The following is a 15,293-nucleotide window of genomic DNA, read 5'->3' on the forward strand; positions in this document are numbered from 1 at the left end:
CTTGCCAATCAGGCAATCGGCCGATGTGGCTCAATTGGCAGAGCAGCTGATTTGTAATCAGCAGGTTATCGGTTCGAGTCCGATCATCGGCTTTACTTGAGAAATCAAGTACAAAAATAGGATATCGCGGGATGGAGCAGTCTGGAAGCTCGTCGGGCTCATAACCCGAAGGTCGTAGGTTCAAATCCTACTCCCGCAATTTTATGCCTAGTTAGCTCAGTTGGTAGAGCAGAGGACTGAAAATCCTCGTGTCTCTGGTTCGATTCCGGAACTAGGCATATTTTACGGAGCATTAGCTCAGTCGGTAGAGCACTTGACTTTTAATCAAGTTGTCCGGGGTTCGAATCCCCGATGCTTCATTATGTGGAACCCTTTCGAGGGTTCTTTTTTTGTTCTGCATAATCAAAATTGGTCCACCAGACCAATTTTGATTATGTTTATCTTAAGGTTACGGCGAAAATCTTGCAAAAGAGCGGGAAATGTACTATGCTTTGAAAGAATAAAAAAGAACGGAGGAATCTGTTTATGGCACAAAAAAAGAAAAACAAAAGACGAAGACGCCAGTTTCAGCAGAAAGTGATTTTAAGTGTTCTGCTTGTTATCATTATCGGATTGATTGGCGTGCTTGGATATCAGATGCAGAAGAACGAGAAAAAACAGACGGATGGAAACGCGAGTGCATCCTCTTCGGTTTCGTCATCCTCTCTTGTTGGGGACAGTTCAGAGCCGATATCGGATTCCAGCCCGGAGGAGGAGATTACACCGACGCCTGAGTCGGTACAGCAGATTTCGTCAGATGGTCTGAACAGTCAGCATGCCCTGCTGGTGCGGGAAAGCGATCTGGCTGAGATGATGAATCTGGGCGGAGATGAGAGAATTTATCCGGCGTCGATGACAAAGATTATGACAGCGCTGCTTGCCATTGAAAATCTTCCGGATCTGAACGAGACGATTACCGTTCCGGAGGAAATCTTCGAGGAACTGACGGCACAGGATGCATCGGTAGCGGGATTTAATCCGTACGAACAGCCGACGGTTCGTGATCTTCTCTATGGTGTGCTGCTGCCATCCGGCGCAGATGCCTGTGAGACATTGGCGAGAGCAGTCGGCGGATCGGAAGAAGGTTTTGTGGCCATGATGAACCAGAAAGCAGAAGAACTGGGACTTACCAATACGCATTTTGAGAACTGCACGGGACTGCATAACGACAACCATTATTCTACCTGCCGTGATATTGCGGTGCTGATGAGTGAGTGTCTGAAGAGTGATACGTTCCGCGAGATCGTGACGAGGGAGGTTTACACAACGGAGACTACCGCATCACACCCGGAGGGAATTACGCTGTATGATACGATGCTCCACCGGTTTACCAGCTATGAGATGAGTACGACACTGGAGAACGGGGCAGTCATTGAAGGCGGAAAGACCGGATTTACCGATGAGGCGGGTCAGTGCCTGGTCAGCTTTGCAGAATATGGAGGCGAAGAGTACATACTTGTTACGGCAGAGGCCATGACGGATTCGGGATCTTCGGTGGACAGCATCGCGGATGCGAGTACGGTGTATGGAAGATTACAGTAAATACAGGTGAAAGCGAGAGCTGGAAACGGGAGAAAATTCCCGGTTCCGGCTCTTTTTTTGCGTGGAGCAAGTCGAGAAAATAAGGTGTGGATAACATTGGGGATGTTTTGCACGGAATGCGCAGAAAAGAATTATGTTTTCCACAAAAGAAAGAAGCGCAGGGGAAAAATTGTGGATAACGGAAAGGAAAAATCCGGTTTTTGTGTATAGATCGCGCCGGATGGGAAATACTGCTTACTGTAGAAAAGCAGGAGGAGAGCGAGAAATCGAAAAACGCTTCTGAAATGCTTAAAAAGATATCAGCAGAGGTGGTAAGAACATGAAAAGAGACAAGTTGAGAATCGGCGTGATCACAGCGGCACTGGCAATGATGATTGCAGGCGGAGTGCTGACCTGGCAGCAGGATGCGAGAAACGGTAAGGCAGATCAGGCGAAACAGGGAGAGACGGCACAGCTTACAGAGGACGAAAGCACCGGAACTACAGAACAGCAGACGGAGGAGACGGCGGGAGATGCAGACGGAACGCGTGCCGTACAGGATCAGGCAGATGATGTGGAAAACAGTCTGGAACAGGCGCCGGAAATGGAAACGGTGTGTGAAGAAGAGGCGGTGGGAAATCCAGAAGCAGATGCAGGGACGGCTCAGAATACACCGGAAGAATCAGATGGGAATACAGAAAGACAGGACGCGCAGGCGGTAAACGGAACAGCGGCGGATCAGAACGGAGAAACAGCGGCGAATGAAGAAACGAGTGCAGCATCCGGAACTGTGGATTCTGCAGAAAATCAGGAAACGGCAGTTGAGACAGCAGGGGCTGCACAGGATCTGATGTTCAGCGAAGCGACAATCATGGAACTGCCGGTTACTGGAACAGTTCTGATTCCGTATAACATGGAAAATACCGTTTATTTCCCGACACTGGATCTTTACCAGTGCAATCCAGGCGTTGTTTTCTCGGCGGCAGAAGGAACTCCGGTTCTGGCGGCAGCGGACGGAGAAGTTGTGAGTGTGGAAAATGATGCAAGAACCGGCCTCACCGTCACCATGAATCTTGGAAATGGATACGAAGCCATCTACGGACAGCTCACAGACGTTTCCCTCGAGGCAGGCCAGAAAGTTCAGAAAGCAGCACGGATCGGAGCAGTTGCAGCACCGACGAAATATTATGTAAAAGAGGGAAGCAATCTTTTCTTTGAGATGAAAAAAGATGGAAAAGCCATTGATCCTATGGTATATCTCCCGGCAATTTCGGAATAAAAAAGAGGACCTGCACGAAATGGGATGCGGGAAAGTATTATAAAGTGTAGGATTCGCAATCGAATCTTTTTTACAGGTTTTGAATACAAAAAAGGCGGCGCAGACCGCGGATGGTAAAATACCGTTTTTCGATTGCTTTTTATAAAAAGGCTGGCTGAAAACAGTCAGCTTTACATATAACAAACAGGATTGTTTTGATATAGAAAAAGGGCGGAGTAAAAGGAAAGTAACCGGTTACAGAAAATGTGAAAGTTTGTCATTTTAGGGGTTTCGTTTTTGGCTGTTATCGGTTAAAATAGACGTAGTGGACAGATCCTGAAAACAAGGAGGATTAAATATGGAGCTTTTATTTATGGACCCGGTGTTCAAAGAAGCAATCTGGGGTGGAACAAAGTTAAGAGACGTATTTGATTACGAAATTCCGAGCGATACAACCGGCGAGTGCTGGGCGATCAGCGGACATGCCAATGGAATGAGCCGTGTGGCAGGCGGAAGATTTGATGGAAAAACATTAGGTGAGCTCTGGAAAGAGGAGCCGGAAATTTTCGGAAATTACCCGGGAAGCCAGGTTCCGCTGCTGATCAAGATCATTGATGCAAAAAATGATCTGAGCATCCAGGTTCATCCAGATGATGCTTATGCAGGAGAGAATGAGAATGGATCTCTTGGAAAGACCGAGTGCTGGTACGTGCTGGACTGCGAACCGGGTACAGAAATTGTTATCGGACACAATGCAAAAGACAAGGCAGAAGTGGAGAAAATGATCCGCAATCATGAGTGGAGCGATTTCATCCGCAAAGTGCCGGTACATAAGGGAGATTTCTTCCAGATCAATCCGGGATGCGTACATGCCATCAAAGGCGGCACACTGATTCTGGAGACACAGCAGAGCAGCGATATCACCTATCGTGTATACGATTATGACAGACTGCAGAACGGCAAACCGAGACAGCTTCATATAGAGCAGAGTATCGATGTTATCGAGGCTCCGTTTAAACCGGCAGATATCGATACCTTTACAGAGGAGATCCCGGGCGCGGTACATACCCATTTTGTAACATGCAAGTTCTACTCTGTAGATAAATACGACATCGACGGTGTATTCACCTTAGATGCGAAAAAATATTATACCAACGTAAGTGTAATCGCCGGAGAGGGTACTGTAAACGGTATTCCGGTTAAGAAAGGTACACACTTTATTATTCCGGCTAATTTTAACGGATGCAGATTTGAAGGAAAACTTTCTGTGATCTGCTCAAATCCGGAGGCTTAAGAGAGGAGAAAAACACAATGAAACTTGGAGCATTAGAGGCAGGCGGAACAAAGATGGTCTGCGCAATCGGAAACGCAAACGGAGAAATCTATGAGAGAATTTCTATTCCGACCGAGACACCGGAAATTACCGTTCCGAAAATGATTGAGTACTTTAAAGAGAAAGACATTCAGGCACTGGGAATCGGCTGCTTTGGACCGATCGACCTGAACAGAAAATCTCCGACATACGGATGCATCACCACAACACCGAAGCTGGCATGGAAAAATTTCAATATTGTGAAAGCATTTGAAGATGCACTGGAGGTTCCGGTTGGTTTTGATACCGACGTAAACGGTTCTGCACTGGGAGAGGCTACCTGGGGTATCACAAAAGGACTGGACAACAGCATCTACATCACCATCGGAACCGGTGTTGGAATGGGTATTATCTCCAACGGTAAGCTGCTGCACGGCATGCTGCATCCGGAAGGCGGCCACATCATTCTGATGAAACACCCGAAAGATACTTACGGCGGAAAATGCCCGTACCACAGCAACTGCCTCGAGGGTCTGGCAGCAGGTCCTGCCATCGAAGCACGCTGGGGCAAAAAAGGCATTGAGCTGGCAGACAAAAAAGAGGTATGGGAGCTCGAGGCTTACTATATCGGACAGGCTCTCGTAGACTGCATCATGCTGCTCTCTCCGCAGAGAATTATCCTCGGCGGAGGCGTTATGCATCAGGAGCATATGATGCCGCTTGTAAGAGAAGAAGTCAGAAAACAGCTGAATGGATATCTTGTAACGAAAGAGCTCGAGGATCTCGACAGCTACATCGTACTTCCAAGCCTGAATGACAACCAGGGTATCATGGGCGCACTGAAACTGGCGGTAGATGAGCTGGCAATGCAGTAAATTTCAGAAAAGAAAATAGTGGAATCAAGAAAACCGTTCGGAGAATGCACGGTGGCCGTAAAACAGTAAAATTCAAAATGTCATGTGAACTACGTGTTCTCGGGAAGCGGCGTGACTTCGGTCACGCCGTTTTTCCGTTCATGAGCACATCCAGAGGGATGAAGCCGATGCCGTCATACTTGATGTGGATGCTCTGGCGGCGCTTGCCGGTGGACTTGTCCGGGGCCTCCACATAGATGCCCTGAATCAGCTCTCGCAGGGCGTAGGGCGTCAGCTTCTCGATGCCTACATACTTGTCGGCCTTCTGGATGAAAAGCTCGATGTTCTCATGCTGTCGTTCCTGTACTTCAATTTCTTGTTGCAAAGTCTGCGTTTCCGCTTCCAGCTGCTTCTGTTCCGCCTCATAGCTCTGGCTCATCATGTCGAACCGCTCGTCGCTGAGCCGTCCTGCGGCGTTGTCCTCATAGGTCTTGATGAACAGCCGCTTCAGTTCTGCAATCCGCTTCTGATTGCGCTCCAGCTTCTTGCGATGGATCTGAATCTTCTCACTGCTCTCCAGCCGCATTTGCTGGCCCATGACGGACACGAAGTAGTCCTTATGGTGCAGGATATGATTCGTTACCATCTGGATATGGTGCAGCACCAGACGCTCCAGAACAGACTCTCGGATGTAGTGTGTGCCGCACTTCTCCTTGTCCTTCCAGTGGAGGGAACAATCGAAGAAAGCATTCTGAGGCTTGTAGTTGTTGGTGGCACCGTAATACATCTTTGCGCCGCAGTCGGCGCAATACACCAAACCGGAGAACATGCTGGTTCTTCCGCTGCGGGTCATGCGGTGGCGCTGCTGGCGGATCTCCTGCACCTTTTCAAACACATCGTCCTCAATGATGCGCTCATGGGTGTCCGGGAACACGGCCTGATTTTCCAGCGGGTTTCCCCTCTGTTTTTTGTCCCAGATGGAATTGGTGAAGGTCTTGAAATTCACCGTGCAGCCGGTGTACTCCCGGCGTTCCAGAATTTTGACCACAGAGCTGTCAGACCATTTACAGGGATTTTCCGGCAGAGGGTGAGTCGTTTTCTGTCCCTGCTGCTTCTTGTAAGCGGTAGGTGTCAGCACCTGATCCGCTCGCAGCTGATTGGCAATCTGGGACGGGCCACGGCCCTCCATGCACATGGTATAGATCCTCTTGATCACCTGTGCGGCCTCCGGGTCGATGATCCAGTGGTGAGGGTCGTTAGGGTCCTTCACATAGCCATAAGGCACATTGACCGTCAGCGGGATGCCTTTTTCGCCCTTGGACTTCTGAACAGCACGAATCTTACGGCTGGTATCACGGGCGTAAAACTCGTTGAACCAGTTCTTGATCCCGGCAAAATCGTTGTTCACGCTGTTGGGATCGGCGCTGTCGAAGTTGTCGTTGATGGCGATGAACCGGGTGCCGTACTTGGGGAAGGTCAGGGTGGTGTAGAGGCCTGTCATAGCGGAGTTTCTGCCCAGGCGGGACAGATCCTTGACAATGCAGTTGGCCACCTTGCCAGCCTCAATCTGGGCCAGCATCTCCTGAAAACCGGGACGGTCAAATATCAGGGTGGGATAACGATACTCACAAACAGTCAGTAAAATCAATGGTTTGCGACAGCAGACGAGCGAATATGTAATGAGAAAAGCTGAATATAGCACAGCTCAGAAGGGCGCTGATACGAAAATCAGCGCCCTTTTCCTATGCCCACCCGAAAACTGTATCACTTAGGGTGCGAAAGCCTCTGTTTTTTCCTCTCAGACCGCCGCAAGCAGGCGGGCATGGGTGTTTTCCTATGGATCACATCCGAGAGGCAAAACGGAGGCTTTTTTCATCGAAATCAACACTTTTCATTTTCACAGAAAGGAGACACCGGATATGGCAGTTTTCCGTATTGAGAAAAGCCGTGATTATACGGTCATGTCTAATCATCACCTGCGGAACAGGTCGCTGTCTCTGAAAGCGAAGGGGCTGCTGTCCATGATGCTTTCTTTGCCGGAGGAATGGAACTATACCACGAGGGGGCTTGCCTCCATCTGCAAAGAAGGTACGGACAGTATCGGTACAGCCCTGAAAGAACTGGAACGGGCCGGATATATCGTCCGCAACCGTCTTCGTGACAGCAAGGGAAAAATCATGGATGTGGAATATGTCATCTATGAAACGCCCCACGAGCCAGAGCCGGATACGGATATGCCGCATGAGGATGAACCGGATACGGATAATCCATATCCGGAAAACCCGGATATGGATTTCCCGTGTCTGGAAAACCCCGCACAATTAAATATAGATATATTAAGTAACCAGAGATCAATAAAAGACTTATCAAGTACGGAGGTATCAAGTCCTATCCTATCAAGTCCCCCAGCCCCCAGGGAGCGGATTGGACAGGACGGGATGCGAAAGCGGGAAAGCTATCGGGCATTGATCTTGGAGAACATCGAATATGACGTTCTCTCGCAGAATGTGCAGCTTGACAAAGACCGGCTGGACGAGCTGGTGGAGCTCATGGTGGATACCGTCTGTTCCAACCGGGAGATGATCCGTGTGGCCGGGGACGACTACCCGGCAGAGGTCGTCCGGTCGCGGTTCCTGAAGCTGAACGCCTCGCACATCGAGTATGTCCTTGACCGGATGCGGGAGAACACCACCTATGTCCGCAACATCAAGAAGTATCTGCTGGCGGCGCTGTATAACGCCCCGGTCACGATGGACAGCTATTACACATCCCTCGTCAGCCATGACCTGTACGGCAGCGGAGATCGGAGGTGAACGCCTTGCAGGAAGAAATCACGCAGAAAACCCTTGCTCTTTGCGTGGAGGCCAGCAAAATGACCGCCCAGCTCTTGCAGCAAGCGATGAAAAAAGTGCTGGCGGATATGGAGAAGCACAAGAAAAATCCCCCACTCCGGCACGGCAAGCAGACGCTCCGGCAGCTTATGAAGCACAACACCGGCGTTTCCAACATCGAGATCACGGATCAGAACATCCGGGCCTTTTCTTCCACGGCGAAGAAGTACGGCCTGGATTTTGCGTTGAAGAAGGACACTTCCGGGGAGCATACCCGGTACCTGGTGTTCTTCAAGGGCCGGGACGCCGATGTGATCACGGCGGCCTTCCGGGAGTTTTCCGCTAAAAACCTGAGCCGCGAGAAAGCCCCTTCCATCCGGCGCAAGCTGGAAAAGGCGCAGGAGCAGTCCAAAACGCAGCACAAGGAGCAGGAGCACGGCGAGAAGGTCAAGACCAGGGAACGGAGCGTGGAACGATGAAGGATAAACTCAGAAAATATCTTCTGCCGAACCTGCCGTATCTGTTCTTTGTGTATCTCTTTGATAAGCTCTGCCAAGCAGTGCGGCTGGCACCGGGGCCTGACGCCTCGGAAAAGCTGCTGCATATCGGGCAGGGCTTCCAGACCGCCTTTGCCAGCTCCGCGCCCAGCGTTCATGTACTGGATATCTGCATCGGCATCCTCGGCGCGGTCCTTGTCCGGCTGGCGGTATATGTCAAGGGCAAGAACGCGAAAAAGTACCGCAAGGGCATCGAATACGGCTCTGCCCGTTGGGGTACGGCGGCGGATATCGCGCCCTACATAGACCCCGTTCCCGATCAGAACATCCCTCTGACCCGGACGGAAAGCCTCACCATGACCAGCCGGCCGAAGCAACCAAAGTATGCGAGAAACAAAAATATTCTCGTCATCGGCGGCTCCGGCAGCGGCAAGACGCGGTTCTTTGTCAAACCGTCCATCATGCAGATGCACAGCTCCTATGTCATCACCGATCCGAAAGGGCAGCTTTTGACGGAAACAGGAAAAATGCTCCTGCACGGCGCGCCAAAGCTGGACGAGAACGGAAAGCCGGTGCGGGACTGGCAGGGCAGGATCATCTATGAGCCCTATCGCATCAAGGTCCTGAACACCATCAACTTTTCCAAAAGCATGAAATATAACCCGCTGGCCTATGTGCGCTCCGAGAAGGATATCTTGAAGCTGGTCAATGTCATCATTGCCAATACGAAGGGCGACGGCGAAAAATCCTCCGAGGATTTTTGGGTCAAAGCCGAGCGCTTGTTATACTGCGCCCTGATCGGCTACATCTGGTATGAGGCGGAACCGGAGGAACGGAACTTCATCACGCTTTTGGACCTGCTGAACGCCTGTGAAGCCAGAGAGGACGACGAGACCTATAAAAGCCCCGTGGATATCCTCTTTGACGATCTGGCAAAAAAGCAGCCGGATCACTTCGCCGTCAAGCAATATGTCAAATTCAAAATGGCGGCGGGCAAAACTCTCAAGAGCATTTTGGTGAGCTGCGGCGCCCGCCTCGCCCCCTTCGATATCAAAGAGCTGCGGGACATTATGACGGAGGATGAATTGGAGCTGGACACGATGGGTGACCGGAAAACGGCGCTGTTCCTCATTATGAGCGATACGGATACCACCTTCAATTTCGTCATTGCCATGCTGCAAAGCCAGCTTTTCAATCTGCTCTGCGACAAGGCGGACGATTTCTATAACGGGCGGCTGCCTGTTCATGTGAGGTGCCTTTTGGACGAATTTGCCAACATCGGCCAGATACCCAACTTTGATAAGTTAATCGCGACCATCCGAAGCCGTGAGATATCGGCTTCTATTATTTTGCAGTCGCAAAGCCAGTTAAAGACCATCTACAAGGACGCGGCAGATACCATCGTTGGCAACTGCGACAGCACCTTGTTTTTGGGAGGCAAGGAGAAAGGGACGCTGAAAGAGATTTCGGAGCTGCTGGGCAAAGAGACCATCGACAGCCTGAGCCAGTCCGAAAATCGCGGCGCGCAGACTTCTCACGGCCTCAGTTATCAGAAATTGGGAAAGGAGTTGATGACCCAGGACGAAATTGCAGTCATGGACGGCGGCAAGTGTATTTTACAGCTTCGAGGGGTGCGCCCGTTTTTCAGCGACAAGTTTGATATCACGAAGCATCCCCGTTACCGATACCTGTCCGACGCCGACAAGAAGAACGTCTTTGACGTAGAACGGTACATGAAACGCAGACCGGCCATTGTGAAGCCGGACGAGCCTTTCGATATGTACGAATTGAACGCATCCGATCTGGAACCCGACAACAACAATTCTACAAAACGAAAGGAAAAATGATTTATGGATTTCTTCAACAGTGCTATTGACGTATTGCAGACTCTCGTGATCGCCCTGGGCGGCGGCCTGTGCGTGTGGGGCGGCATCAACCTTCTGGAAGGTTACGGCCAGGACAACCCTGCGGCCAAAAGCCAGGGCGTCAAGCAGCTCGTCGCGGGCGGCGGTGTGGCGCTGATCGGCGTGACCCTGATCCCCCTGCTGTCCGGTCTGCTGGGCTGAGCCCTATCAGAATCTCAGGGGCGGCTCCCGTTTCACGGCGGGAGCCGCCTCCAAGGAGGTGATCTCCCGTGATAATCGACACGATCCAGGAATGGTTCAGGGAGGTGCTGATCGACGGCATCATCTCAAACCTTTCCGGGACCTTTGATACCGTGAATACGAAGGTGGCCGAGATCGCAGGCGAGGTCGGCATGACCCCATCCGGCTGGAACGGCGGTATCTTCAACATGATCCGCAGCCTGTCCGAAACGGTCATTGTCCCCATTGCAGGCATCATCCTCACCTTCGTCATGTGCTATGAGCTGATCCAGTTGATCGTCGAGAAAAATAATCTCCATGATTTTGACACCTGGCTTTTCTGGAAGTGGATTTTCAAGACCTTCTGCGCGGTGCTGATCGTCACGAACACCTGGAATATCGTCATGGCGGTGTTCGACGTGGCGCAGAGCGTGGTCGATCAGAGCGCAGGCGTCATTATCTCCGACGCGGGGATCGACATTTCCGGCGTCGTGGGTGATTTGGAAACGACGCTGGCAGACTGGAGCATCGGTTCTCTGCTGGGCCTGTGGTTTCAGAGCGTCTTTGTGGGCCTCTGCTCCCATATCCTCACCATTGCCATCTTCCTTGTGATCTACGGAAGAATGATCGAGGTGTATTTGACCGTGTCCGTGGGGCCGATCCCGTTTGCCACGATGGTCAACCGGGAATGGGGTCATACGGGGCAGAATTACTTGAAGTCCCTGCTGGCACTGGGCTTTCAGGCATTTCTAATTATGGTCTGCGTCGGCATCTACGCGGTGCTGGTTCAGAATATCGCCGTGGGAGATGATATCACCGTGGCGATCTGGGAGTGTATGGGCTACACGGTGCTGCTGTGCTACACGCTGTTCAAGACCGGCAGCCTTGCAAAAAGCCTGTTCGGAGCGCATTAAAGGAGGTATCAATTTTGGCATACGTAACGGTCCCGAAGGACCTGACAAAAATCAAAAGCAAGATGCTGTTCGGCCTGACGAAGCGGCAGCTTGTGTGTTTCGGATCGGCGGCGCTTGTGGGAGTGCCGCTTTTCTTTTTAAGCAAAGGCAGCATGGGTACGACCTCGGCGGCGCTGTGCATGATCCTTGTCATGCTCCCGTTCTTCCTGTTTGCCCTCTATGAGAAAAACGGGCAAACGTTGGAAGTGATCCTGGGACACCTGATCCAATGCAAGTTTATCCGTCCGAAGCGGCGCATCTATCAGACCAACAACGCCTATTCCGCCCTGGTGCGGCAGGCAAAACTGGAAAAGGAGGTACGGGCGATTGCTGAAAAAAGCGGCAAAACCGGAAAACATGCAGCCCGCCGCAAAGCGTAAGCTCACGCGGGCGGAGCAAAAACAAATCGAAGCCATCATCCGGCAGGCGAAGGGCGACGGCAAGCCCCATACCGTGCAGGACAGTATTCCGTTTCGGAACCTGTACCCGGACGGCCTGTGCAGGCTGGACGATCGGCTTTTCTCCAAGACCATAGGCTATGAGGACGTCAACTACCGTCTGGCGGGGCCGGACGACCAGCGGGATATCTTTGAACGCCTCTGCGATTTCTATAACGGCTATGATCCTTCCATCGGTGTGCAAATGACCCTGAGCAGCCGCCATGAGGACAAGAACGGGAATCTGTTCGGCATGGACGCCCAGGGCGACGCGCTGGATGATATGCGCGTGGAGGCGTCCGGCATCCTGCAAATGCAGTATGAGCGCGGCAACAACGGCTTTGTGAAGCGCAAATATGTCACGCTGACCATCGAGGCAGAGAATCTTCCGGCAGCGCGGGCACGGTTTTCCCGGATCGAGGCAGACACCCTGAACCGCTTCAAGGTCATGGGTGCTGGCGCAAGGGTGCTGGACGGCAAGGAGCGGCTGGCGCTGCTGCACGGCCTTCTCCATCCGGAGGGCGGAAGGTTCGCCTTTGAATGGGACTGGCTCCCGGCAAGCGGCCTGTCCGTCAAGGACTTTATCGCGCCTTCGTCCTTCGAGTTTGGCGAGACGCGGCGTTTCCGTATCGGTGAAATGTACGGTGCGGTGTCCTTCCTGCAGATATTGGCCCCGGAGATTCAGGACCGTATCCTCACGGATTTCATGGACGTGGAGGGAAACCTTCTCGTCACCATGCACGTCCGCGGCATCAACCAGAACGAGGCGATCAAGATGGTCAAGCGCAAGATCACCGATCTGGACGCCATGAAAATACAGGAGCAGAAGAAGGCTGCCCGCAGCGGCTACGATCTGGATATCCTTCCGTCCGATCTCTCCACCTACGGCGGCGCGGCGAAAAATCTCTTGCAGGATTTGCAGAGCCGCAACGAGAGAATGTTCAATATGACCTTCCTCATGCTGCACCTGGCGCCTACGAAGCAAAAGCTGGAGATCGCCGTTTCGCAGTCGGCCAGCGTCGCCCAAACCCACAACTGCATCCTGACCCGGCTGGACTTCCAGCAGGAGGACGGGCTTATGTCCTCGCTGCCGCTGGGTCTCAACCGTATCAAGATCGAACGGAGCCTCACCACTTCGGCGCTGGCGGTGTTTGTTCCCTTCGTGACTCAAGAGCTTTTTATGGGTGGCAATGCCATGTATTACGGGCTCAACGCCCTCTCCAACAACATGATCCTGCTGGACCGCAAGCAGTCCCGTTGTCCCAACGGTCTTGTATTCGGCACGCCGGGCAGTGGCAAATCCATGAGCTGCAAGCGGGAGATCACCTATGTCATGCTGACCACGAAGGATAATGTCATCATCTGCGACCCGGAGGACGAATATTCTCCGCTGGTGAATCGGCTGGGCGGCCAGGTGATCCGGCTCTCACCCAACAGCCGCGACTATGTGAATCCGCTGGATATCAACCTCAATTACAGTGAGGAAGAAAACCCGCTGGCGCTGAAAAGTGATTTCGTGCTGTCCTTCTGTGAGCTTATCATGGGCAGCAAGACAGGATTGGAGGCCATCGAGAAAACCGTCATCGACCGTGCCGTGCAGATGATCTATCAGCCGTACTTCGCGGACCCGCGGCCGGAGAATATGCCCGTGCTGGGTGATCTGCTGGACGCGCTCATGGCGCAGGGCATCCCGGAGGCGGAACGTGTGGCCCAGGCGCTGGACCTCTATGTAAACGGCTCTCTCAACTTCTTTAACCACCGCACCACCGTGGATATCCGAAACCGCCTTGTCTGCTTCGATATCAAGGGCCTCGGTAAGAATCTGAAAAAGCCGGGGATGCTCATTGTCCAGGATGCGGTGTGGAACACCGTCACGGTGAATCGCTCCATTGGACGGGCCACCTGGTATTTCGTGGACGAATTTCACCTGCTCTTAAAAGAGGAACAGACGGCGGCATACAGCGCCGAGATATGGAAGCGTTTCAGAAAGTGGGGCGGCATCCCGACTGGGGCGACACAGAACCCCAAAGACCTGCTTTCCTCGCCGGAGATCGAAAACATTCTGGAAAACAGCGATTTTATCTACCTGCTGAACCTCTCCGCAGGCGACCGTAAGCTGATGACGGAGCGGCTGAACATCTCCGCAGAGCAGCTTGCCTATGTGACCAACGCGGACCCCGGCAGCGGCCTTCTGTTCTTCCAGAATGTGATCCTGCCCTTCCGGGACGAGTTTCCGAAGGATACGGAGCTGTATAAACTTCTCACGACCAAGCCCAGCGAGGTCGCCCACGACGGACAAACCGGATAAGGAAAGGATGGGACAAGATATGAAATATGTGATCGACAGCGAAACCTACGAAAAGCATATCCGTGACGAGGTGCATCTTTACGGCCTGCTGCACCAGCTCGCGTTCCTCGCCGGAAAGGTGAAGGACGCGGAGGACATGGCAAATCTGGTCGAGACGGCAAAGCACTACGGCAAAATTGCGGAGGAAAAGTTTGACGACTGGCTCATTCCCAGCCGCTATCTGGTGTTTGGCGACCGGGGCGACCTTGCCGAGCTGAAGGCGGCGGAGCTCACGCCGCTGACCGCCGTGCTGAAAGAGCATGACGAAAAAATCAGGGAAAAACAGCGTGCCGCCGCCAGCAACGATCCCGCCTACATCATTTCCGGCAGCGCCTTCCGTATGCTGGTGGGCGATCTGCACGATCTGTTCATCCGCACTTTTGCTACGGAGCGGCATCTGACAGAGGCGGAGACGGAAAAGGACTTCCGCAGGATTCAGAAGCGCGTTTCCGGCTATGAGCGCTGGGCAAAGCGTCTGTGCCGGAGCTGGCGACTGCCGAAAGACGGCAGTGAGCCGTGGGGTCAGGATACATTGGAGACCTGCCTGCGGGAGAAGCTGCTGCGCCCCTATGACCCAGAGGAAACAGCGGATGACGGCATCGGCTGCGGCCGCTGCTGCGACCGCTGCGGAGATCATGCCTGCGAGGACGACTATGACTGAGCTGACCCATGTGAGCCTGTTTTCCGGCATTGGCGGGCTTGATCTGGCGGCGGAGGCGGCGGGCTTCCGCACCGTCTGTCAATGCGAGTGGGCGGACTATCCCTATTCCGTTCTGGAAAAGCACTGGCCGGAGGTGCCGAGATTCCGGGATATCACGACTTTTACGAAGGAGGCGTTTTTTGAAAAAACAGGACTTGAAACCGTTACCGTCCTCTCCGGCGGATTTCCCTGCCAGCCCTTCTCCACCGCAGGGCAGCGAAAGGGCTTTGCGGATGAACGCTACCTGTGGCCGGAAATGTGCCGCGTTATTACCGAGCTGCGGCCCCGTTGGGTGCTTGGGGAAAATGTTGCTGGCTTCATCAATATGGGGCTCGACAAAACGATTTTTGACCTGGCAAAAGCGGGATACGCTGTTCTCCCATTCGTATTTCCGGCTTGCGGCGTCGGCGCATGGCATGAGCGCCAGCGAACTTTTATCGTCGCGGCTGATGTTTCCCAC

Annotated in this window: 14 protein-coding genes and 4 tRNA genes; 17 read left to right on the forward strand and 1 reads right to left on the reverse strand. The window is 52.7% G+C overall.

Annotation, left to right across the window (positions count from 1 at the left end; genetic code table 11):
• Window positions 1-19: 19 nt before the first annotated feature.
• The 8 genes from ACY2VT_RS12925 to ACY2VT_RS12960 all read left to right on the forward strand — a co-directional run bounded on the left by ACY2VT_RS12925 (window position 20) and on the right by ACY2VT_RS12960 (window position 5,005).
• Window positions 20-92 (forward strand) — tRNA-Thr (locus ACY2VT_RS12925).
• A gap of 33 nt (window positions 93-125) precedes the next feature.
• Window positions 126-199, forward strand: a tRNA-Met gene (locus ACY2VT_RS12930).
• A 6-nt stretch (window positions 200-205) separates the two neighbouring features.
• A tRNA-Phe gene (locus ACY2VT_RS12935) sits at window positions 206-278 on the forward strand.
• Window positions 279-286: 8 nt separating this feature from the next.
• A tRNA-Lys gene (locus tag ACY2VT_RS12940) sits at window positions 287-359 on the forward strand.
• Between the two features lie 166 nt (window positions 360-525).
• Window positions 526-1,581 (forward strand): D-alanyl-D-alanine carboxypeptidase family protein, encoded by a 1,056-nt coding sequence (locus ACY2VT_RS12945; RefSeq protein WP_461880167.1) that lies wholly within the window; start codon window positions 526-528, stop codon window positions 1,579-1,581.
• Between the two features lie 319 nt (window positions 1,582-1,900).
• Entirely contained in the window at window positions 1,901-2,839 is a 939-nt protein-coding gene (locus ACY2VT_RS12950; protein WP_461880168.1) for a peptidoglycan DD-metalloendopeptidase family protein, read from the forward strand.
• Window positions 2,840-3,176: 337 nt separating this feature from the next.
• The gene (manA, locus tag ACY2VT_RS12955) at window positions 3,177-4,112 is read left to right on the forward strand and encodes a mannose-6-phosphate isomerase, class I (RefSeq protein WP_461880169.1); all 936 of its coding nucleotides are present in this window, start codon (window positions 3,177-3,179) and stop codon (window positions 4,110-4,112) included.
• 17 nt (window positions 4,113-4,129) lie between these two features.
• Window positions 4,130-5,005 carry an ROK family protein gene (locus ACY2VT_RS12960; protein ID WP_461880170.1) on the forward strand — a complete coding sequence of 292 codons (876 nt, stop codon included), beginning with the start codon at window positions 4,130-4,132 and terminating at the stop codon, window positions 5,003-5,005.
• A 121-nt stretch (window positions 5,006-5,126) separates the two neighbouring features.
• On the opposite strand, the gene ACY2VT_RS12965 is transcribed toward ACY2VT_RS12960, so the two are convergent.
• A complete protein-coding gene (locus ACY2VT_RS12965; protein ID WP_461880171.1) occupies window positions 5,127-6,632 on the reverse strand; it encodes a recombinase family protein in 1,506 nt (501 codons plus the stop codon).
• Window positions 6,633-6,903: 271 nt separating this feature from the next.
• Between ACY2VT_RS12965 and ACY2VT_RS12970 the strand changes: the two genes are divergently transcribed.
• The 9 genes from ACY2VT_RS12970 to ACY2VT_RS13010 all read left to right on the forward strand — a co-directional run.
• Entirely contained in the window at window positions 6,904-7,797 is an 894-nt protein-coding gene (locus ACY2VT_RS12970; protein WP_461880172.1) for a DUF6017 domain-containing protein, read from the forward strand.
• Between the two features lie 5 nt (window positions 7,798-7,802).
• On the forward strand, window positions 7,803-8,294 hold the full coding sequence (locus ACY2VT_RS12975; RefSeq protein WP_461880173.1) for a PcfB family protein: 492 nt from the start codon (window positions 7,803-7,805) through the stop codon (window positions 8,292-8,294).
• Window positions 8,291-10,159, forward strand: coding sequence for a VirD4-like conjugal transfer protein, CD1115 family (locus ACY2VT_RS12980; protein ID WP_461880174.1), 1,869 nt, complete (start codon window positions 8,291-8,293; stop codon window positions 10,157-10,159). Before ACY2VT_RS12975 ends, ACY2VT_RS12980 begins: the two co-directional genes overlap by 4 nt.
• Before the next feature lie 3 nt (window positions 10,160-10,162).
• A complete protein-coding gene (locus ACY2VT_RS12985) occupies window positions 10,163-10,378 on the forward strand; it encodes a Maff2 family mobile element protein (protein WP_097800461.1) in 216 nt (71 codons plus the stop codon).
• A 68-nt stretch (window positions 10,379-10,446) separates the two neighbouring features.
• On the forward strand, window positions 10,447-11,310 hold the full coding sequence (locus ACY2VT_RS12990; protein WP_461880175.1) for a VirB6/TrbL-like conjugal transfer protein, CD1112 family: 864 nt from the start codon (window positions 10,447-10,449) through the stop codon (window positions 11,308-11,310).
• Between the two features lie 14 nt (window positions 11,311-11,324).
• A complete protein-coding gene (locus ACY2VT_RS12995) occupies window positions 11,325-11,729 on the forward strand; it encodes a PrgI family protein (RefSeq protein ID WP_419046456.1) in 405 nt (134 codons plus the stop codon).
• Window positions 11,707-14,094, forward strand: coding sequence for a VirB4-like conjugal transfer ATPase, CD1110 family (locus tag ACY2VT_RS13000; RefSeq protein ID WP_461880178.1), 2,388 nt, complete (start codon window positions 11,707-11,709; stop codon window positions 14,092-14,094). The genes ACY2VT_RS12995 and ACY2VT_RS13000 overlap by 23 nt, the downstream gene beginning before the upstream one ends.
• A gap of 19 nt (window positions 14,095-14,113) precedes the next feature.
• Window positions 14,114-14,794: a hypothetical protein gene (locus ACY2VT_RS13005; RefSeq protein ID WP_461880176.1), complete on the forward strand. Its 681-nt coding sequence runs from the start codon at window positions 14,114-14,116 to the stop codon at window positions 14,792-14,794.
• On the forward strand, window positions 14,787-15,293 hold a 507-nt coding region (locus tag ACY2VT_RS13010), incomplete at its 3' end, for a DNA cytosine methyltransferase (RefSeq protein ID WP_461880177.1). The genes ACY2VT_RS13005 and ACY2VT_RS13010, both read left to right, overlap by 8 nt.

The sequence above is a fragment of the Fusicatenibacter sp. genome (assembly GCF_050872605.1).
Lineage (GTDB): Bacteria > Bacillota > Clostridia > Lachnospirales > Lachnospiraceae > Fusicatenibacter.

Coding starts and splice junctions, on each gene's coding strand:
- ACY2VT_RS12945 (WP_461880167.1), top strand. CDS start 526: ATGGCACAAAAAAAGAAAAACAAAAGACGAAGACGCCAGTTTCAGCAG.
- ACY2VT_RS12950 (WP_461880168.1), top strand. CDS start 1,901: ATGAAAAGAGACAAGTTGAGAATCGGCGTGATCACAGCGGCACTGGCA.
- manA (WP_461880169.1), top strand. CDS start 3,177: ATGGAGCTTTTATTTATGGACCCGGTGTTCAAAGAAGCAATCTGGGGT.
- ACY2VT_RS12960 (WP_461880170.1), top strand. CDS start 4,130: ATGAAACTTGGAGCATTAGAGGCAGGCGGAACAAAGATGGTCTGCGCA.
- ACY2VT_RS12970 (WP_461880172.1), top strand. CDS start 6,904: ATGGCAGTTTTCCGTATTGAGAAAAGCCGTGATTATACGGTCATGTCT.
- ACY2VT_RS12980 (WP_461880174.1), top strand. CDS start 8,291: ATGAAGGATAAACTCAGAAAATATCTTCTGCCGAACCTGCCGTATCTG.
- ACY2VT_RS12985 (WP_097800461.1), top strand. CDS start 10,163: ATGGATTTCTTCAACAGTGCTATTGACGTATTGCAGACTCTCGTGATC.
- ACY2VT_RS13000 (WP_461880178.1), top strand. CDS start 11,707: ATGCAGCCCGCCGCAAAGCGTAAGCTCACGCGGGCGGAGCAAAAACAA.
- ACY2VT_RS13005 (WP_461880176.1), top strand. CDS start 14,114: ATGAAATATGTGATCGACAGCGAAACCTACGAAAAGCATATCCGTGAC.